The organism is Streptomyces sp. 8N706 (genome assembly GCF_052245415.1).
Taxonomy (GTDB): domain Bacteria; phylum Actinomycetota; class Actinomycetes; order Streptomycetales; family Streptomycetaceae; genus Streptomyces.
The window spans coordinates 87,855-106,958 of sequence record NZ_JBQQBW010000002.1; the positions used below are offsets into that span (position 1 = coordinate 87,855).

Genomic DNA, 19,104 nt, shown 5'->3' on the forward strand with positions numbered 1-19,104 from the left:
TACTCAACCGTCACCCGCGACGTGACAGCAGGTCCATCACGACCCGGGCATCTCGGCCCTGGACTGCTTCAGCGGCGTATTTCGCCCGCCGGCCACGGGCCGACGCGGGTGACCGGCGGGGAAGCGCTCCAGCACGGTTTCCTGATGACCGGCAGCGTTCTGCTCCCCGTGAAGGCCATGGTGCTCAACACGCTCAGCATGGCGGTGATGTTCGGTGCCCTGGTGTGGGTCTTCCAAGACGGCTACTTGTCCGGTCTGCTGGGCTTCACCCCGAGCGGCTCGATCGAGCCCAGCATTCCCATCCTGATGTTCTGTACCGCCTTCGCCCTCTCGATGGACTACGAGGTCTTCATGCTGTCGCGTATCAAGGAGGAGTACGACCGGACCGGTGACACGGTGAGGGCGGTGGCCGTCGGTCTGGAGCGCAGCGGCCCGTTGATCACCTCCGCGGCGGTCATTCTCGCGGCCTCGTTCGCGACGTACGCCTCGTCGGGCATCGTCTTTCTCAAGATGCTGGGCCTGGGCATGGTTGTGGTGATCCTGGTGGACGCCACGCTGATCAGGGCGGTGCTGGTCCCGGTCTTCATACGGCTGGCCGGAACGGCCAACTGGTGGGCTCCCGCGCCGTTGCGCGCACTGCACGACCCCGGTTCGGGTTCTCCGAGTCCGGGCCACTCGACGCACGCGCCGGGCGGTCCGCGACCGAGAGCGTCGGCGCGTCAGCCGGCCGTTGCTGAATACGGCAACTCGTCGTTACCGGCATGGGCGGTCATGAGACGAAGATCGCCGCCTGGAAGGACGAGCAGTGGCCCGTCATGAAAAGAGGGCGGCGGACTTGGGCGCCCTCTGCTTCGAGGCCGAAGCCGGCCAGGGCCTGAGGCCGTCCAAGGGCCGTACCCAGGGCCGTCGTGGCGACACACCCGTCGCGCGGGTCACCGCCGCGGGTACAGAACGCGTCTCCATGGCGGCGCTGATTGTGAACCCGGCAGCATACGCCGGGACCTGGTAAATGGTCAGCCATGATCGAGCGGCGATCATGCGGGGCCGCGGTCGACGTGGGTGCGGTTGGCCAGCCTGCACTGTATGCCTATGCGCCGACGACCCACTCAGCAATTCGTTCCAGCAATTTCCTGCCTGTCGGGTTCTCCTCGGACAAGATCGTGACCTGGAATACATGCGGCATCGCCTCGTACACGTCGACGGAGACCTTGGTCCCGGCGTCGGAGGCGGCCTGCGCGAAACGCAGGGTGTCGTCAAGGAGCGCCTCCGCCGCGCCGACCGTGAACAGCAGCGACGGAAGGCCGTCGAGGGCGCCGTGGATCGGTGACTGTGGGGCTTGGTCAGGCCGGGCGCCGCCCAGGTACTGGCCGATGAGGCGGGTGAGCAGCGCGCGGTCGACGCCTGAGTCGTGAGCGGCGTTGGCGTCAATGGACGGGCTGGACAGAGTGAGGTCGGTGACCGCGGAGTTGGCGATGACGGCCGCCGGGAGGGCGGTGCCGGACTCCTTGAGGGCGAGCAGGGCGGACAGCGCCAGCGTGGCACCGGAGGACTCACAGAAGACGACGATCTTCGCAGCGGGCACACCCTGGTCGAGCAGGCTCCGATAAACGGCAACGACGTCGTCCAGCGGAGCCGGGTAGGAATGGGCCGGGGCCAGGCGGTAATGCACGACGAGCACAGGGCGGGCGGTTGCCCGGGAGACCCGGTGGGCCGTCAGGTTCATCAACTCCGGCATACGGTGCTCGAACCCGCCCCCGTGGACGTAGAGCACCACACCGTCCTCGACGGACGCCCCACCCGCCGTCACCCAGACCGCGGACACGCCCCCGCTCTCAGGCAGCACCGGGCTCAGGTCGGCGTCAGCGGGCAACGCGAAGGACCGGCCCCCGAGGCTGGCCAGTTCTGCCATGACCGCGGCGCCGGCTGTGGTGGTATCGGGTTCGGCGGGGATGCGGGTGATGTCCATGATCAGTGGTCTACCGGGTGGTCATCGGCACCGGCAACACATTTAAATGTCGCCTCAATCTGGCGAATCGGCAGTAGCAGAGGAGGATTCAAGCCCCCACGCTCGCCATCTTCGAAGTTCAGACCGGCGATCGCCTCGGCAATGCCGGCCAGGTCGCCGCCGCGTCGACTATTTCCAGCACTTGGTCAGTGCGGCCCAAGCTCATCTCGGGCGGCCCGGCCATCGGTACACGTTCTACGCTCGGTCCTCGCTCGGTGGCTTCCGGGGTGAGCCGGGGGCCGTTGCGGGAGCCGCAGCAGCCTTACGCTGATCTGCTGGCCGACGAGAACGGGGACTGGGGCCCGACCACCCCAACACCGGCTCCGGGGGGCTTCGAGCCGACGGGGTGCGGCACCGGACCGCGCCGGACTCGGCCGGAGACAGGTCCCACCCTTTCGAACCGCAACTGCATGCTCAGCTGACGGCAGCGCCGAACCACTGGGGCAGCTGGCTGAGCAGATCCTGCTGATCTTCACCGACCCACGCCACGTGACCGTCCGGCCGCAGCAGCGCCGCGGGCGCGTCCAGTTCCTCGCTGACGTCGACGACGTGGTCGACCCGATCCGCCCAGCCCGCCACCGAGAGCCGGCCGGTCTGGTCGAGCAGCAGCCCGCGGCCGCCGTGCATCAGCTCGTAGAGGCGCCCCCGCTTCAGCCCCACGTCCCGCATCCGCCGGCCGAGCAGTTCATGTCCTTCGCCGAAGTCGTAGCGGACCCCGATCGCAGAGATCTTCTCGATCAGGTACCGGTTCACGTCCTCGAAGTCCATCAGTTCCGACACCAGCCGGCGCACTGACCGGGGACCCGGCTCGGGGGACAGCAGCTCGGTCTGCGCGCGGGTGTTGTCCAGCACGTCGGCGGCCACCGAGTGCCGTTCGGCGTGGTAGCTGTCCAGCAGCCCCTCCGGTGCCCAGCCGTTGACCTCGGCGGCCAGCTTCCAGCCGAGGTTGAACGCGTCCTGCACGCCGAGGTTGAGCCCCTGCCCGCCGGTCGGCGGGTGGATGTGCGCCGCGTCGCCGGCCAGCAGCACCCGGCCGGTCCGGTAGCGCTCGGCCAGCCGGGTGGCGTCACCGAAGCGGGAGAGCCAGCGCGGTGAGTGCGCGCCGAAGTCGGTGCCGGCGATCGCCCGCACCCGCTGCCTGAGCTCCTCGAGGGTCGGTGGGACCGTGCGGTCCTCGGCCACCCCTTCGGCGGGCACGATGAGGCGGTACACCCCGTCCCCGAGCGGCATGGTGCCGAACCGCACATGGGTCTTGCGGACTTCGGCCACCACGGCGGCCAGCGTCTCCGGCCCCACGGCCACCTCCACCTCGCCCAGCAGCGTCTCGACCCTGGTGGGCTCGCCGGGGAAGCCGACGCCGAGCAGCTTGCGCACCGCACTGCGGCCACCGTCACAGCCGACGAGGTAGCGCGAGCGCAGCTGCGTGCCTCCCCCGCCGGCTACGCCCTCATTGGCGGGGGTGCCCCCACTGGCCAGCTCGACGGCCACCCCGTCCTCGTCCTGGCTCAGCCCGACCACTTCGCAGCCGCGCCGGATCTCGGCACCGAGCTCGGTGGCGTGCTCGGCCAGCAGGCGCTCGGTGATGCTCTGCGGGATGGCGAGGACGTACGAATGTGCGGTGTCCAGCCGGTCAGGCCACGGCTTGTCGATGCCGGCGAAGAATCCGCCGACCGCGAACTGCTCGCCGAGCGCGAGGAACCGCTCCAGCAGACCGCGCTGGTCCATCACTTCGACGCTGCGCGCGTGCAGGCCGAGCGCGCGGGCCTGCCCGGTCGGCTCCGCCTCCTTCTCCAGCACGACCACGTGCACGCCGTGCAGCCGCAACTCGCCGGCCAGCATCAAGCCGGTCGGTCCGCCGCCGACCACGATCACGTCAATCATCAAAACCCCCCATTCAACGAGATGGATTTGGCCGGCTGCTCCGCGCAGTCCGGCGGCGCGCACACCCGCACCTCCGCGCCGAGTCCCCGCAACCGCACCCGAGTCCCACCGGCGGTTCGACGTCCCGCGAGACCCACACGTCGACCAAGCGCAGGTACGTCGCGAATCCCTGATTTCCGCAGGTTCTGGCTTCGGCCGGAGATTCTGCAGCACGACCCGGGTCTTGCCGCAAGGCCCCCGGCGCGCTATACGTTGAGAGTGGCAAGGAGTGGGTGACCTCCTTGCCTTTGCCTTTTTGTCGTCCGCTTGTCGTCCGCTGTGGACGGACTGACTCCTCCCGAAGCGGTGACGCGCCGCGTACGGCGACGCCGGCAGCCCAGGAGGACCTCCCATGGGCCTGCGGAGGCAGCCGCGGAACGAGAGGTTCTCCACCCTGTTCAGCAAGGTCGGCTCGGAGTCGAGAGCGCGGCCATTCTCATGGTGCGTTCGTCGCCGCGCCGCACGAGCGCTGGGCGGAGCTCGCCAAACGCATGCACGGCCCGAGTACGCCCACGACGACACCACTTGGGTGAACGGCCCTACGCTCCCCCTTGCCGCGGGCTCAGTGGGTGGGGTGTGGGTCAGTCGCCACTCTGCAGGACATCAAGGCAGTCACGGGCGGCGGCGACGAAGGCGGTCCGCGCCTCAGCCAGGCGCTCCAGCGCCAGGGCGTGCTGGTGACCGATCTGCAGGGCCGCGTCTCCCGACGGGTCCGAGAGCAGGGCCCTGCTCTGCTGAGGGGTGAGGAACCCGGCCGCCTCGAAGCTCGCCGCCGTCCGGTCGCGGGCCGCTGCGTATCCCTCCTGGCCGAGGGCACCGGTGCGCAGCCGATGCACCGCCTCGCGCAGCCGCACGAACTCGCGGTGCGCCGCCAGGGCACGCCCACCGGGCGAGTCGGGGTTCCCACGCTCGGTGTCACTGGCGGTCGAGGTAGCCAGATCCATGGCCCTCTGCGCCCCGGCCCGGGGAGCCAGCTGCAGTGCCAGACCCGCCGCGGCCTCAGCTCGCGCGCAGGCGTTGGCCGCCCCTGCCGCGAGGACGCCGGGACCCTCCAGCTCCACCCCGGCCCGCGACCCGTCCAGCGCCCGAATCGCGCTGCCCAGGGCACCGGAGGTGAGCGTGTCGTCATCGGCGAGGAGTTCGGCCCGGGCCACCCGGCGCTCGACCTCGACGAGGGCAGCACTGAACGCCGCACACGCGTCCCGCCGCAAGCCCCGCTGCCATTGCTCGTGAGCCGAACGCCGCTCCAGCCGCGCCTGGTCGAGCGCGGCGCGGTAGGTGGCGTCGGCCTGCTCGAGCATGGCATCCGCTTGGGCCCGCGCAGCGGCCACCTGGGCCCGGGCCGCCGCGAAGGCGCCCACCGCCCCCACAGCCACGCCGGCCAACGTGCACGCACCGCCGATCACCGCGGCCGTCACCTGCCCGTCCAACCCCGCCCCCTCTTCTTTCGCCGCGCACCCCGACCAGAACCGCCCGGGCCCGCACTCTGCCACTCAAGCCGACCACGTGTCAGGGCAGTCGGCGCAGCAGACCAGTGGGCGGGCGGGAGCGCGGTGATGGATCTTCCGGCCCTGCAACACCAAAGGCGTGCTGCCCGGCGGCGAAGGACTGGCCGGGAAGGTCGCCGGACTCACCGGCTGAGCACCCATGCCCGATCTCCATCTGCGGGGCACCACCGCTCGTACGACCAGGCCCGGGCGCGGCGCGTGGACCGCACACACCCTGCACCGCCAGCGCGAGGACCTCGCCCGTCGGGGACTGGTCGCCGCACGCGGGGGCCGAAGCCTGCTCCACCGCGACCGCGCTCGCCCGGCCCGGCCGCCCGCAGCCGCTGCTCGACTTCATCCACCGTGCTCGCCGACGACGACACGAAGGCATTCCCCAACCGTGACCCCGGCAGAGGTTCCCGACCAAGCCGCTTGACGAGTCAGCCGCGCGGGATGTCTGTGACAGCGGGCGGTGCCCACCAGGTAGTGCTCGTACGGCATGGATCTAAGCTCCCCCGCGTTGAGCCCGGCGCCGACCGGGCGGTGGGAATGGGAAGGCGTCAGCATGTCGGAGGACGAGCGGGAGTTGATCGATGCCCAGCGGGAGCACTGGCAGCCGGTCTGTGGCGAGCACCCCGGCATGTACGGCCAGGAGCCGTCCGAGCCAGCCGTTCACGCGGCCGGTGCTGTCGTGGCCTCGGAGTATTTCTTGATGAGTTCGTAGGAGCGAATGCGGTCGCGGAGGTCGTAGACGGGTGTGGTCAGCATCAGTTCGTCTGCTCCGGTCTCACCAACCAGTTGCGTGAGCCGTTGCACGACGGTCTTGGGTGTCCCGACGGCTTGCTGTGCCCGGAAGCCGGCCAGCGCCTGTCGCTCCTTCGCCGTGAAGGCGTGGGTGGCCGCCTCGGCAGGCGTGGGGAAGGGCGTCTCACTCGATCCTTTGAGGAGCCCGGCTTTGACGACGTCCATCGGTCCGACTCGCCACGCGGCTTCTTCTTCCGTCTCGGCACACACCGCCTCCACGCACAACAGCACCCGAGGTTGCTCGCACCAACGGGACGGGGTGAACCCCGTCCGGTAACGTTCCACGGCCGCGAGGGTGTTGTCCGGCCGGATGTGGTGTGCCATGGCGATCGGCAGGCCGAGTCCCGCGGCCAGAGCAGCACCTGCGGTGCTGGAGGCCAGCAGCCATGGCTCCGGCAGCGGGCCGAGTGCGACTTCGTCGACCAGAAAGGACAGGATCGCGGCTATGTCGCCTTGGTACTCCGCATCCGTCGCCGGTGCTGCTCCGCGGCGAAGGGCCCGTGCGGTGGCCTCGTCAAATGTGCCAGGTCCGCGGCCGATGCCCAAGTCGATGCGGTCCGGGTGCAAGGCGGCCAGCGTTCCGAACTGCTCCGCCAGCGTGATGGGTGCGTGGTTGGGGGCCAGTACTCCACCCGAACCGAGACGGATGACCGAGGTCGAAGCAGCAGAGTGCGCGGTCAACACCACTGGTGGGAAGGCGCCGATCGCGGGCGAGTGGTGATGCTCGGCGTACCAGATCCGGTGGTAGCCCAGCCGTTCCAGTCCCTGTGCGAAGGCCGCGGTGTCCCGCAGGGTATCCACCGCTCGGGCATCCGTTTGGACCATCGCGACTTCCAGCGCTGAAAGAGGTATATCGACCATGTCGCCAGCATAGAGATCACGCGTTCGGCGAGCAGAGCGATGGTCTTTCTTCGCACCACGGAGCTACTTGTGTCTCGTGATCCTGTTCGAGTCACCTTTCGCCGAAGGGCTCGTTGTCCCCGGCATGGATCTCACCTCGGAACAGATCGATGATTTACGGGAGTTGGCGAGCTCGCGTCAGGTGTCTGCTGATGTGGCCATGCGGGCCCGGATTGTATTGTGGTCCGGCGAGGGCTAAGTTCTTCGCGCTCTCCCGACCGTGCCACCCATGGTCAGGAGCCCGGCCAGGCGGGCCGTGCAGCGCCGGTCTCTCCGGCCTCCAGTTCTCCGCGCGCTGCGGTCAGCTCGGCGGTCACCTGCTCGCGGGTGGCGGCGGGCATTTCCAGCTCCTGCACTGCGGCCAGCGCCCTGTCCAACTCCCTCGCCACAGTCCGGGCATTGATGGGGCTGCGGTCCCCGTGACTGGCACGGATATCGGCGCTGTACGCGAACTGCGCAATGGCCTCGGCTGCTGATAGCGCTGGAAGGCCTGCTGATCCCAGGCCATGTCGCCAAGGGTGTGCGGGGACCAGGGTGACGGCAAGGCGCTTTACCACCCGCTACATCAGACCTACTGGCTCTTCCAGGCGACGTATGCCAGGAGGGGGAGGCCGATGATGGCGAGGTGGATGATGCCGGTCTTCCAAAAGCGTAGGCCCGCGGCGAGGGCGAAGCCGCCGCCTGCCAGCCATGCGCTGAAGACGAGGATGCCGTGCTGCTCCTCGGCCGTCCGCTGCATCTCGTACTGGTTGGGGGCGCCGAAGCTGATTCCGGAGACTACCATTCCGTATCCCAGGATGATCACGAGCAGGAAGTCGAAGAGTCCGACGAGGACGGCGATCAGACCGTCATGTTGGCGTGGCTGGCGTTCCATGGGATAAGCCTTTCGTAAGGGCGGGCCGGCATCCTGAGTACTCGTACTCATCCACTCAGCACCCCGGCACGGTGCGCCGGTCCAGCCGTGGACCAGCGGCGACCCTGGAGCTCCTCGGTGACGGCTCCCCTTGCGTCGCCCTCGGTGTCGGACAATCGTGGAGTCCGACGACCACCAGACCTCACCGTCGTAGGTCATCGACGGGGCGGCGCAGGTGTTCACGGGCTCGGGCTGGAACCAGGTGTAGTTGTCGTTGAGCTTGGTCAGACGCACGCCCTGGACGTCTCGACGACGTCGGCGCTGTCCTTGCCGGGGCGGGACTCCAGCCGGGTGGTCCACGCATTTCTTGACGACGTCGGTGAAGCGGGGTCGTTGCCGCCGACAATGATCGTCACCAGGGTGGTGTTCTGGTCGGGGTAGCCCGCCGTGGATCTGCGGCACCTCGCCCTGGCCGCCGCCCGTCACGTTGTAGGTGCGAGCACCGGAGCACGCGACGCAGTGGTAGTCCATGTTATTGTCCCGCGCGTCCGCCATCTCTCCGTTGGTGGTCGCGGCGCCCGGCAGGGTGGCCTGGCGGGACCAGGCAAGCTTGGACCGGTGGCACTTCGCGGTCGTGTCGACCTCGACCTCGCCCTCGTCGTGGGCCCTCGTTGACCTTGTCGCGGAAGCCGGTCTCCGGGTGGTAGTCCTTGCCTTCCGGTCGCGGTGGCACCCTCGCCGGAGGAGTAGGAGTCCCTTAGAGCGACCACGAAGTTTTTCGGCTTGCCAGGCAGCGGCTGAAGGCCACGGAGTCCCAGGCGATGTTCTCCTCGCCGCGTCCGTCGGCGGCGGTGGCGTTCTCGCGAGAGAACCTGGCCGTAGCGCTGATGAGCGAGGTCGCCGCCTGCGTAGAGTTGCCCGGGTGAGAGATCTTCGCCTGTTGCCCAAGGCTCATCTGCACACCCATCTGGAAAGCACGGTCCGGCCCGATACCGTTCGCGAGCTGGGGGGTGAGCCACCCGCCCAGGACCGGCCGTTCACCAGTTTCCGCGAGTTTGCCGACCAGCGGGCCACCGTGCGCGCCCTGCTGCGCGGCTACCGGCAATTTCGCCGTATCGCCGAGGAGTTCTGCCAGGACGAGGCGGCACAGGGGGTCCGCTACGCGGAGGTCACCTTCACCGCGGCGGCTCACGGCGAGCGCCTTGGCGATCCGGAGATGCCGCTGGAAGCGGTGTTGGAGGGACTGGCCGTCGGCGAACAGCGGTACGGCATCCAGACTCAGGTGATCCTGGACCACTCGCGCCGTCGCCCTGTCGAGCGGCTGTGGCATACCTTCAAGCTGGCCACCCGGTACCCGCAGGTGATCGCCATCGGCTTGGCAGGAGACGAGGCCTACCCGGCAGCCCCCTTCGTCGAGGTGTTCCGGGCCGCCCGCGAGGCGGGACTGCACCTGGTGCACCACGCCGGAGAGACGGCTGGCCCGGCCAGCGTCTGGGAGGCCTTGGCAGTGGGAGACACCGAGCGGATCGGGCACGGCATCCGCGTACTGGAGGATCCGGACCTGGTGGCCGAGTTGTGTACACGCCGTGTGCCGCTGGAGGTGTGCCCCTCCTCCAATGTCCTGCTGGGGCTGGTGCCGTCTCTGGCCCAGCACCCGCTGCCGCGCCTGGTCGAGGCCGATCTGGTGGTCACCTTGAACACCGATGGGGAGACGCCGCTGGCGGCGGAGTACGAGCGCGCCAGACAGATCTTCGGGTACGGCGATGCCGAGCTGGCGAGCATGGCCCACGCTTCGGTCGGGGCAAGCTTCGCTCCTGTGGGGGTGAAGGCACGGATCAGTGCCGAGATCGATCAGTGGCTGCACAACGGACAGGCCATTGGAGACCATGGACTTTGAGCGAAAGACGGGCACCGACGGGTCTGAGGTGACGGGCGCCGGGGTCCTCCCAGCCAAATGATCACGATTGACAACGAGCTAGTGCACGCAGAACTCGTTGCCCTCCGGGTCCGTCATGACCACCCATTCCCCGGACGGTTCCTTGACATGGGTCTGGATCCGGGCGCCGAGGACGTGGAGGCGCTCCACCTCCGTGTGCCGCTCGCCGGACGGGCCGTGCAGGTCGATGTGGAGACGGTTCTTGGTCGTCTTCTTCTCCGACTGCGGCACGCGATTGAAGAGCAGCCGGCGCCCCAGGCCCGTTCCGCTCTCCGGGTCGTACGGATCCTCGGGGTGGCGTACCGCCGCCGCGTCACGCCAGGCGTGCCGGTCATGGTGGTCGACCAAGATCTCGGGAGGGATGGCGCCGAGGTCGAGGAGCTTGCCGATGAGGGTGCTGTGGTCCTCGACCTTGTAGTGCAGCGCGGCCGCCCAGAAGTCGGCCTGCGCGTGCGGATCGTGGGCGTCGACGACGAGCTTCCAGTGCACGGGTGTTGCGGTCATGGTCACCATTTATAAGCCCCGGCACTGACATTGAGGGGTGTGCCGCCCGCGCCTGGTACCCGTTGGGAGTCGTCGTGCCCACCAGGTGGTGCTCGTACGGCATGGATCTGGGCTGACGTGCACAGAACCCGGCGCCGGCCGGGAGGTGGGAAGGGGTTTCGGCATGTCGGAGCACGAGCAGGAGCTGGTCGAGGCCCAGCGGGAGCGCTGGGCAGCAGGCCTACGGCGAGCACCCCGGCATGTACGGCCAGGAGCCGTCCGAGCCGGCCGTTCACGCGGCCGACGTCTTCCGTGGCACCGGTGCCCGCGAGGTACTGGAGCTGGGCGCCGGGCACGGCCGTGACGCGCTGCACTTCGCCCGCGAGGGCTTCACCGTGCTGGCCACCGACTTCAGCCCGGTCGGCCTGGAACAGCTGGGCCAGACGGCCACCACCCAGGGTGTGGCGGAGCGGGTCACCACCGCGGTGCTCGACGTGCGCGAGCGGCTTCCGCTCGCGGACGCCTCGGTGGACGCGGTGTTCGCGCACATTCGGCCGTTCTCAGCCCACCAAATTGTTCAGCAGCCCTGTTGCCACTGGTACGCCTCTCGGGAAGCCGCCCGTCCAACCCCTGCGCGACGGGGTGCTGTGTCACGTCGCCGGAAACGGAAACGCGGAAGGCGACGCGCCGTGCGCGACACCCAGAAACGACCGGAAGCCAGCGCCCAGGAGGCAGCCATGAGCGGCGAAGACATGGCGGACAACGTGTACCAGCCGACCGACACCAACGAGGAGCAAGAGGACGCGGCTCCCCTGGATCTGCAGGACGCCGTGGACGAGCGCGACTACGACGAGATGCTCGACGAAGGTTACTCCCCGCCCGAGAAGCCGCTGGGCGTCACCAAGCACTGCACGACGGCGGCCGAGCAGTCCGAGGGCAAGACGCTCGACCAGCGACTGGCCGAGGAGGCCCCCGACGTCGGGGAACCGGCGGGCGACGGTGTGGGAGACCTGCCGGAGGGTGAGGGAGAGCCGATCGACTCCGAAGCCGGCACGGACCGGTCAGGCCGACTCGTCGCCCCCGACGAGGGAACCCGCGCCGACACCACCAAGGAAGCCGTCGCCACAGACAAGGGCATCGACGCGGGCGCCGCCGGAGCCGAGGAAGCCGCCGTGCACATCGTCGGGGACGGACAACTCAAGGACATCGACGACAGGGAACCGGACCACTGATCGATGGAGTCCGCCACGCACAGATCACGGTACCGACGGCGACCGTGATCGCCGCCGGACTCCGGCCCGCGGCTATGGGTACCCGCTCGGCGGCAGGGAGAGCGCAGTGTCGCGGCTCGGGCGCGACCTAAGGTGGTACGGAATGCGGCGTAGTGATCGCGTGGTGGTGGTGACCGGATCGTCGAGCGGCATCGGGGCGGGCCACCGCCGAGACGGTCGCACGTAAAGGCTGCGCCGTGGTGCTGGTCGCACGGCGTGGGGAAGCGCTGGCGGTGGCCGCCCGCGAGCTCGAGAGGCACCGGGGGCACGGACGCTGGTCGTGCCCACCGACACGACGGACGTCAAGGCGGTCGAGGACCTCACGCAGCGTGCCGTGGAGCGGTTCGGCCGGATCGACGTGGGGGTCCGCAACGCGGCCGTCAACGCATTCGGCCGCTTCGAAGGCGTGCCGCTGGAGGACTTCCGCAGGATCATCGGCGTCAATGGACGGGCTACGCGCAGGGGGCGCGGGCCGCCCCTTGGGGCCATGCGGGAGCACGGCGCGGGCACGCTGATCAACATCTCGTCCATCGTGGGCGCGGTCGCCCAGCCGTACAGCCACCCGTACAGCATGTCGAAGCACGCGGTGCGCGCTCTCTCGGGTCGAGCCTGCGCCAGCAGTTGCCTGTGGACTGGGCGACATCGACCGGCGGCGATGCCCGGAGCCGCAGCCCGGTCAGGTTCAGCCGGTGCGCTTGAGGGCGTCCCTGGTCCGGTCGGCGATGGAGGCGAAGGGACCGACCGTCCACTGCGCCATCGGCGATCCGGCCGCACCCGGATGTGGATGGGTGGGAGCTATCTCCTCCACTGTCTGCAGCCTGGTGCCCATGCTCCGGCGCTTGTCCTGGGGGCACTCCCGCACTACGAAGGGGAACTCCTCCCGCTCCTCATGTTCGGCGTGGTCGATCACGGCCCTCTCGAAGTTGGCGAGCTTGGTGTCGAACTGGGCTGTCGAGGGGTCCATCTTCTCCAGCTCGGCCAGAATCTTGTTCGCGTCCGCCTCTTCCTTGTTGCGAGCGTCGGCCTCCGTCTCACCGGCTGTGTCTTTCGCGACCGGGCGGAGGATCATCTCCTCGGCGGTCTCGTGTACCGCCAGCAGGGCCCGCAGCTCGTCGAAGGCCTGCTGCTTGTGTTCGCCCTCGGCGCTCTTCACATCCGAAAAGAGGTCTCGGATGCGAGCATGCTGCTCGAGCAGGATGCCCACGACATCGCCCTCCGGCAGCTTCGCCGCCTCCGCACGTTCCGTCTGCGCACTGCTCATGGCGCTACCTCCCTGTCCTGGCTCTCGCCGGCCCGGACAGCCAGTGCCTCCGGGTCGTGTCGAGGAAACGGGTGACCCTGGTGGCGCAACGGAAACCCGCACTTCTCACAGGCCGACGGGTCCCTGCCCAGACTTTGAGCTCCACAGGCCCCCCGCCTCCCGGTGTCCCGGTCCGCCACCGGCTCCCGCCTGCTTGGGGATTCGCGCGCCGGACCTGAGCAGCCGGCAGCAGGTAGCCGCCGGCCACCGCCGCCCGTAGGGCGGAGGTGAGCACATCTCTCCGTGGGCGCTCCGTGAGGGCACCCTGCTGAAGTACCTCGAGGGCGGCGAAACCGCCTGGAGGGACGAGCCGGCTGGTGACGGCGCGGCGACCTATGTGGCCGAGGATGAGCCGGTGTCGCTGCACGTGGCCGAAGCCAGATGATCAACCCCGCTGCCGGCGCACGTGGGCAGGCGAGGTGGCACAGGAGCAGCCTCTGAGTGCGGGCTGGTAGCGGCCGCTCCTCGCTCCTGAGCATTCCAGCGAGTCCAGCAGCATCCACGCCGGCCGCCACGCTCTCGTCTGTGGTGAGCGGACCGGTGGGCGTCGCGCCGCGGTGGGCGTCGCGCCGCCGTTGCTTGGCATCTCTGGTGCGCCTTTATTCCTGTTTATTCCTGAGTCGGCGATGAGCTCTCACTATGGGTTGTTCGGCTGCTTGCCCGGCAGGTCAGGCGCACCGTGGCGCGGCGGGTGGATGGGCGGGGCCGCCGTCTCCGGGGTCACCTGTGAACCGCCCGACGGCGCCGGCGGTTGTTCCGGCCGCTCCTGCGAGCTGCCCGGCGAGGGTGTGGCTCCGCTCGCCAGCTGCTCGGCCCGCTGTTCCAGCACCTGGAGAACCGGGGCGCGGTTTGCATGCGCACGCTCGTATCCCTGCAGTTCATCGATCTGCTCGGCGGTCAGGCTCCGAATGCGGTGGGTCAGAGTCTCGACCGACAACTGGTCGTAGTCGGGCAGGGGCAAACCGTCACGGTTCGCGGCAGTCATCGTGCCTCCTCATTCGTTCTCTACGGCCGCGCGATCAGGAGCGGTACTGGCTCTCGGGCTGGGCCGCGCCCTGCGGGCCGCCCCTTCCACCAGCGCTTTTCTCCCGCTGTGCAGTGCGCGATCTCGTTGCGAGTGCCGCACGGACGGCTACTCAAACCCCGCCTCCGAAGCCGACTGGCGACGTGCAAGGGCCACCGGCGGGGCCCCCGCGGTCACGTTACAGATTCGGCGGTGACGTTCCGTGGGCAACTTCTGCCGCAGCCACTCACCAGCCGGTGGTCCCGCCGACCCTTCGGCCGTGGTGTTTGGGTGAGGAGCTCGATCGCCACGTGTGCCCGGCCCACAACGCGGAAGCAGGGCTGAGGTCTACCGCGTCGTGCCCGCATGGCCTGGCGTGGTCGTGGAACACGAAAAACATCACACGAGTGAGGAGGCTGATCATGCCTGCAGGATCAAGCCGGAAGCGCGAACGGCAGTACGAGCACATCAAGAAGGGCGCGGAGGAGCGCGGCACGTCCTCCGGCCGGGCCAAGGAGATCGCCGCCCGGACGGTGAACAAGGAACGGGCGCGCTCCGGTGAGGCCAAGTCGGCCAGCCGTACGTCAACGCAGGACCCGAAGTCCGCCCCGCAGCGCGGAGGCGAGCGCTCGGGCAGTCGCACCGGGCCGAAGGGCCCCACCCGTGATCAGCTCTACAACGAGGCGAAGAAGCGGAACATCGAGGGCCGTTCCTCGATGACCAAGGACGAGCTCGCCAAGGCCCTCGGCCGCTAGCAGGCAGCAGGAGGGAGAACCGCGCTGTGGCCACCGCGCGAGAGATCATGACTCCCGGTGCCGAGTGCATCGGCAGTGACGACACTGTCCTGCAGGCCGCCCTGCGGATGACCGACCTCGGTGTCGGAGCCCTGCCCATCTGCGGCACCGACAACAGGCTCAAGGGAATGATCACCGACCGCGACATCGTGGTGAACGTCCTCGGCCACGGGAGGGACCCCGGGCAGGTGACGATCGGAGAGCTCGCCCAGGGCGCAGCCGTCACCATCGGCGCCGACGACGACGCAGAAGAGATCATGGCCACCATGACCGAACACAAGGTGCGCCGGCTTCCGGTGATCGACGGCGATGAATTGGTCGGCATCGTCGCTCAGGCCGACGTCGCCCGAGCCCTCTCTGATCCGCAGGTGGGCGACCTCCTCCAAGCCCTCTCCACCGACTGACCGGATCCGGCCCTGTTGAACAGTGATGTACCTGCTCGACTACGGCCCGTGGACGGCCACCGATACCCCGGCTCCGAGGTGCCGTGGGCCCAGGATGCTCCTCCTGTGCCGGTGTGGACTCCCGAAGAGCCGGATGTGCTCCCGTCGGGCCGCGGTACCCGCTGGGTCCGCCGACGCACACGTCCCGCTGCGCAATCGACCCCACGGCGAAGTTGTGGAGGAGGTCACTGAGGTCGCGTATGTCTGGCCGAGGTGCGGCGCGGGAAGTCCCATGGCATCCACGCGGACACAGGTCAAGCCCCGCAAAGGCCGACACCGTGCGGGGCACGGCACTTACTCGACGAGGTCACTTCTCGGCTCACAGTGCGTGAGTGCGATCTATGATTTCGTGTCCGGTTCGTGGCGACGGGTTTCGAATTCCGTGTGACCATTAGGGCACTTCGGGATCTTGTCCCCCTGCTTTACGTGCACTTTGCCGTCGCACTTGGCGCAGTAGAAGTCGCCGGTCTTCTGCGCCTTCTCCCCTGCCTTCGCCGTCATAAGGCGCCGCCTTTCCTGAGGGAAGCGCATCGTGGCGCTGTGTGGGAATCCATGGCACGTTGCTGACAGCCACGACCATTGTGGCCCTGCAGAGGAAGGGGCGCGCCTCGAAGGCCCCTTGGACACGGGCAGCGCTCCTTCCGCTAGGGCCGTGTCGGCCAGTCGTACGTCCACAAGGGACCCCGACACCCGCCCGCAGCGCGGAGGCGAGCGCTCGAGCAGCCCAGGGGTTCGAAGGGACCCACCCGCGATCAGCTCTACGACGAGGCACAGGGGCGCAACCCGATGGTGGGCAGCGAGCTGTCCGCGAAGGTCGGTGCTGCGGGCTGGGTCGGCCCCTCCCGGGGTGTGCGTCCTGTCCGAAGATGGTGCTGTGACGCTCGGTAGCAGCGTCGCCGTCCGAGAGGCCGCAGTTCTGGACGTCGGCCCGGCCGCGGTTCTGTACGTTCTCCTTGCCCAGCGTCTGGCGGAAGGTTCAGGCTGCGGGACAGTTCATGGTGGATGCACCCGATGAGATCGGCGTCGAGTCCGTCCTCAGCTGCCAGGCCCTGTCCGGCGGGCCTTGCTCCGTGCGGAATTCGTGCGACATAACGCGATGACTCTGGAACGCTACGGGCCTGGGGCCTGCGGCCTGGTGACGAACAGCCTGTGCGGGATGGGTAATCGATGACTTTCACGCTTGAGGGACCGGTTCTGGAAGGCACGCTCGTGCGCCTGGAACCACTGGATCAACGCCATGCGGCGGACTTGGCCGTGGCGGCGGAAGAGAACCGGAGCTCCTATCGGTTCACGTGGGTGCCTACGGCGGCCGGGGTCGAGGGATACATCGATGCCCAGCTCGCCCGCGCCGCGGCTGGGACGCTGGCTCCCTACGCGCAGGTGGAGCAGTCGTCGGGGCGGGCAGTCGGGGCCACGGCCTACTTGGATCCGTGGCTGTGGCCGACAGTCGACAGGCTGTGCGCGATCGAGGTGGGTGCCACCTGGCTCGCGACGTCGGCCCAGGGCACAGGGACGAACACCGAGGCCAAGTACTTATTGTTCCGGCACGCCTTCGAAAACTGGGGAGTGGCACGCCTCGACTTGAAGACGGACGCGCGCAACAGCCGCTCACGGGCCGCGATCGAAGGTGTCGGTGCACGCTTCGAGGGTGTGCTGCGGAACTGGTCCCAGTCGTGGGCGCCGGGCGAGGAAGGCCGGCTCCGTGACTCTGCGATCTTTTCGATCACCGCAGCCGAGTGGTCGGACTGCCGGAAGAGGCTCGAACAACGAATCGCTCGTGGCCTCGAACGCAGGCGACCGGGAGCAGATCTCCCCGCCCCAACCTGAGCCCGACCATCCTCGCCCGGGACCGCACGTTCGGGGACCAGCGGGTGGCGAGGCGCATCAGGAAACCGTCCACGTTCATCCGTAACCGGCTGGGGACGTTCACGTGTATGGAAAACCGGCCAACCACGGTGCGATGGACCGCTGGTGGCCAGGGGCCAGTGCTGCCCTGCGGTACCACCGACGATCGCGGATCAGGGACCCCCGAATCCAGCCATAGGAGGGGGCGGAGCCGGGGTTCAGCGCTTCAGCTGACGCAACTCACCAACGAAGGGCTGCGTCCCTGGTAGCGGCGAGGAGAGCTTTCGCCTGTTCGCGGGCGTGGGTGATGGGGTCCGCGAAGATGTTCAGGCCGTGGGCGACGAGAGCTCCTTCGTGAAGCAGCATGAGTGTTCGGCCAAGATGCACGGCCCCGTCTGGGGCGATGTCCCCGGCGAGGTGGGTGAACAGGTCGAGCATCCACTGCTTTTGCCCGGTGATGACCGAGTACGCCGGGTGGGACGGCTCGCTGATCTCCGCGTGGGCGTTGACCATGCTGCACCCCTTGGAACCGTTTTCCGCCGACCACGTGCGGGAGGCGTCGAAGACGGCCAGGACGCGCGCCGCCGGGGCCGGCTCTGCGGCGTCGAGGCGCTGGGCGAGGAAGGCCCGCCAGCGCTCGTCGCGGTCCGCGAGGTACTCCACCACGATCTGTTCCTTGGAGCCGAACCGGTCGTAGAGGGTCTTCTTGGTCACCCCGGCCTCGGCAGCGATCAGGTCCACGCCGACGGCATGGATGCCGCGCTCGTAGAACAGCCTCGCAGCGGCTTCCAGGACGCGCAGCGCGGCAGGCGTCATCTTGGTCCGTCGCAGCTCCTCTGCAGTGCTCATGTCTCAGCAGTATACAGATCTGTATAGTGAGCGAGGCTTCGGGTATACCGATCTGTTTAAAGGGGGTGAGACGTGAACTTCCTGCTGTCGACCGCCTTCGTGCTTTGCTGGAGTTCCGGGTTCATCGGCGCCAAGCTCGGCGCTGGGAGCGCGTCCGCAGTGACGATCCTGATGTGGCGGTTCCTGCCACTGGCCGTCATCCTGATCGTCGTTGCCGCCGCCGTCGCCAGACTGTCGTGGCGGGGCCTCGCGGTGCGGGACGTGGCCCGGCAGGCCATGATCGGCGTGCTGTCCCAGAGCGGCTATCTGCTCACCGTCTACTACGCGATCCAACTCGGGGTCTCCAGCGGCACCACGGCCCTGATCGACGGCGCCCAGCCCCTCGTGGCCGGAGCCCTTGCCGGACCGTTGTTGCGTCAGTACCTCTCGCGCAAGCAGTGGCTCGGCTTGTGCCTGGGAGTGAGCGGTGTCGCCATCGTCACCATGGCCGATGCCGCAGCCGGCGCCAATGTGGCCTGGTGGGCCTACCTCATACCGTTCCTCGGCATGTTCTCGCTGGTAGCGGCTACATTCCTCGAAGATCGGTCCCGCAGACGGGTCGCGCCCGCGGTGTCGATGACCGTCCACTGCACCACCAGTGCCGTCGTCTTCACGGCACTTGCCGTGAGTGCCGGAGCTGCGAAGCCGCCCGCTGAGATCTCGTTCTGGGCCGCTATCACCTGGCTCGTGGTCTTGTCGACTCTCGGCGGGTACGGAATTTACTGGCTCCTCCTGAGGCGCTCTGGAGTCACCAAGGTCAACACGCTCATGTTCCTCATGGTCCCGGTCACGGCAGTCTGGGGAGCCCTCATGTTTGGTGAACCATTCGGTCCGCAGACCGCTCTCGGCCTGGCCCTCGGCCTCGCAGGAGTGGTCATCGTCCATCGCGGTGACACCTCATCGACCAGGTGTGTGCGCGGGATACGAACGTCGGCGCCTGCTGGCTGACCCCCAGGAAGGCTGGTGGCGCATCTTCCGCAAGGCCGCCCTGGCCGGCCAGTCCTTTTGACGTGTCCCCGCGGCTGCCTTCATTTCTTCACGCTGGGTGTCTCCAGTTCCCAACCTGGATCCACCGGAGTGCCTGGATAAGTGCCTTGTGCCCACGGGGACATCACGAAGACGAGGGCCCCGCGCTCGGCGGGTCGACTGCCGCTCAGCGGGCACCCTGCCAT

Annotated in this window: 17 protein-coding genes and 3 pseudogenes; 10 read left to right on the top strand and 10 right to left on the bottom strand. The window is 68.5% G+C overall.

What is annotated here, in order from left to right; all coding sequences use genetic code 11:
• Window positions 1–198: 198 nt before the first annotated feature.
• Window positions 199–819, top strand: a complete 621-nt coding sequence (locus ACTWQE_RS01500) for an MMPL family transporter (protein WP_443326998.1) — start codon at window positions 199–201, stop codon at window positions 817–819.
• Window positions 771–988, top strand: a pseudogene (locus ACTWQE_RS01505) (IS630 family transposase); the annotation flags it as partial. The gene ACTWQE_RS01500 and the pseudogene ACTWQE_RS01505, both read left to right, overlap by 49 nt.
• A gap of 99 nt (window positions 989–1,087) precedes the next feature.
• On the opposite strand, the gene ACTWQE_RS01510 reads toward ACTWQE_RS01505, so the two are convergent.
• From ACTWQE_RS01510 to ACTWQE_RS01535, 6 genes are all read right to left on the bottom strand, one after another.
• The gene (locus ACTWQE_RS01510; RefSeq protein ID WP_443326921.1) at window positions 1,088–1,966 is read right to left on the bottom strand and encodes an alpha/beta hydrolase fold domain-containing protein; all 879 of its coding nucleotides are present in this window, start codon (window positions 1,964–1,966) and stop codon (window positions 1,088–1,090) included.
• A 453-nt stretch (window positions 1,967–2,419) separates the two neighbouring features.
• A complete protein-coding gene (rox, locus tag ACTWQE_RS01515; RefSeq protein WP_443326922.1) occupies window positions 2,420–3,886 on the bottom strand; it encodes a rifampin monooxygenase in 1,467 nt (488 codons plus the stop codon).
• A 620-nt stretch (window positions 3,887–4,506) separates the two neighbouring features.
• Window positions 4,507–5,301 carry a hypothetical protein gene (locus ACTWQE_RS01520; protein WP_443326923.1) on the bottom strand — a complete coding sequence of 265 codons (795 nt, stop codon included), beginning with the start codon at window positions 5,299–5,301 and terminating at the stop codon, window positions 4,507–4,509.
• A 783-nt stretch (window positions 5,302–6,084) separates the two neighbouring features.
• On the bottom strand, window positions 6,085–7,077 hold the full coding sequence (locus ACTWQE_RS01525) for an LLM class flavin-dependent oxidoreductase (protein ID WP_443326924.1): 993 nt from the start codon (window positions 7,075–7,077) through the stop codon (window positions 6,085–6,087).
• A 610-nt stretch (window positions 7,078–7,687) separates the two neighbouring features.
• Window positions 7,688–7,990, bottom strand: a complete 303-nt coding sequence (locus tag ACTWQE_RS01530) for a hypothetical protein (protein WP_443326925.1) — start codon at window positions 7,988–7,990, stop codon at window positions 7,688–7,690.
• A gap of 263 nt (window positions 7,991–8,253) precedes the next feature.
• Complete coding sequence (locus tag ACTWQE_RS01535; protein ID WP_443326926.1) at window positions 8,254–8,385, bottom strand: hypothetical protein; 132 nt, start codon at window positions 8,383–8,385, stop codon at window positions 8,254–8,256.
• A gap of 506 nt (window positions 8,386–8,891) precedes the next feature.
• Between ACTWQE_RS01535 and add the strand changes: the two genes are divergently transcribed.
• Window positions 8,892–9,866 carry an adenosine deaminase gene (gene add / locus ACTWQE_RS01540; RefSeq protein ID WP_443326927.1) on the top strand — a complete coding sequence of 325 codons (975 nt, stop codon included), beginning with the start codon at window positions 8,892–8,894 and terminating at the stop codon, window positions 9,864–9,866.
• 78 nt (window positions 9,867–9,944) lie between these two features.
• On the opposite strand, the gene ACTWQE_RS01545 is transcribed toward add, so the two are convergent.
• On the bottom strand, window positions 9,945–10,409 hold the full coding sequence (locus ACTWQE_RS01545) for a VOC family protein (protein WP_443326928.1): 465 nt from the start codon (window positions 10,407–10,409) through the stop codon (window positions 9,945–9,947).
• A gap of 239 nt (window positions 10,410–10,648) precedes the next feature.
• On the opposite strand from ACTWQE_RS01545, the pseudogene ACTWQE_RS01550 reads away from it, so the two are divergent.
• The 3 genes and pseudogenes from ACTWQE_RS01550 to ACTWQE_RS01560 form a co-directional block, all read left to right on the top strand.
• Window positions 10,649–10,927: pseudogene (locus ACTWQE_RS01550) on the top strand (class I SAM-dependent methyltransferase); the annotation flags it as partial.
• A 198-nt stretch (window positions 10,928–11,125) separates the two neighbouring features.
• Window positions 11,126–11,620, top strand: a complete 495-nt coding sequence (locus ACTWQE_RS01555) for a DUF5709 domain-containing protein (protein WP_443326999.1) — start codon at window positions 11,126–11,128, stop codon at window positions 11,618–11,620.
• 319 nt (window positions 11,621–11,939) lie between these two features.
• Window positions 11,940–12,200, top strand: a pseudogene (locus tag ACTWQE_RS01560) (SDR family NAD(P)-dependent oxidoreductase); the annotation flags it as partial.
• 141 nt (window positions 12,201–12,341) lie between these two features.
• Here ACTWQE_RS01560 and ACTWQE_RS01565 read toward each other — a convergent pair.
• Both ACTWQE_RS01565 and ACTWQE_RS01570 read right to left on the bottom strand, forming a co-directional pair.
• On the bottom strand, window positions 12,342–12,920 hold the full coding sequence (locus tag ACTWQE_RS01565; RefSeq protein ID WP_443326929.1) for a hemerythrin domain-containing protein: 579 nt from the start codon (window positions 12,918–12,920) through the stop codon (window positions 12,342–12,344).
• 676 nt (window positions 12,921–13,596) lie between these two features.
• Window positions 13,597–13,944: a hypothetical protein gene (locus tag ACTWQE_RS01570; RefSeq protein WP_443326930.1), complete on the bottom strand. Its 348-nt coding sequence runs from the start codon at window positions 13,942–13,944 to the stop codon at window positions 13,597–13,599.
• Between the two features lie 440 nt (window positions 13,945–14,384).
• Between ACTWQE_RS01570 and ACTWQE_RS01575 the strand changes: the two genes are divergently transcribed.
• The 3 genes from ACTWQE_RS01575 (at window position 14,385) to ACTWQE_RS01585 (ending at window position 17,026) form a co-directional block, all read left to right on the top strand.
• Window positions 14,385–14,717: a plasmid stabilization protein gene (locus ACTWQE_RS01575; RefSeq protein ID WP_443326931.1), complete on the top strand. Its 333-nt coding sequence runs from the start codon at window positions 14,385–14,387 to the stop codon at window positions 14,715–14,717.
• Between the two features lie 26 nt (window positions 14,718–14,743).
• Complete coding sequence (locus ACTWQE_RS01580; protein ID WP_443326932.1) at window positions 14,744–15,160, top strand: CBS domain-containing protein; 417 nt, start codon at window positions 14,744–14,746, stop codon at window positions 15,158–15,160.
• Between the two features lie 1,206 nt (window positions 15,161–16,366).
• Window positions 16,367–17,026 (top strand): GNAT family N-acetyltransferase, encoded by a 660-nt coding sequence (locus tag ACTWQE_RS01585; RefSeq protein ID WP_443326933.1) that lies wholly within the window; start codon window positions 16,367–16,369, stop codon window positions 17,024–17,026.
• A 258-nt stretch (window positions 17,027–17,284) separates the two neighbouring features.
• Here ACTWQE_RS01585 and ACTWQE_RS01590 read toward each other — a convergent pair whose 3' ends face one another.
• Window positions 17,285–17,893 carry a TetR/AcrR family transcriptional regulator gene (locus tag ACTWQE_RS01590; RefSeq protein ID WP_443326934.1) on the bottom strand — a complete coding sequence of 203 codons (609 nt, stop codon included), beginning with the start codon at window positions 17,891–17,893 and terminating at the stop codon, window positions 17,285–17,287.
• Between the two features lie 72 nt (window positions 17,894–17,965).
• On the opposite strand from ACTWQE_RS01590, the gene ACTWQE_RS01595 reads away from it, so the two are divergent.
• Window positions 17,966–18,880: a DMT family transporter gene (locus ACTWQE_RS01595; RefSeq protein ID WP_443326935.1), complete on the top strand. Its 915-nt coding sequence runs from the start codon at window positions 17,966–17,968 to the stop codon at window positions 18,878–18,880.
• The last annotated feature ends 224 nt before the right edge of the window (window positions 18,881–19,104 follow it).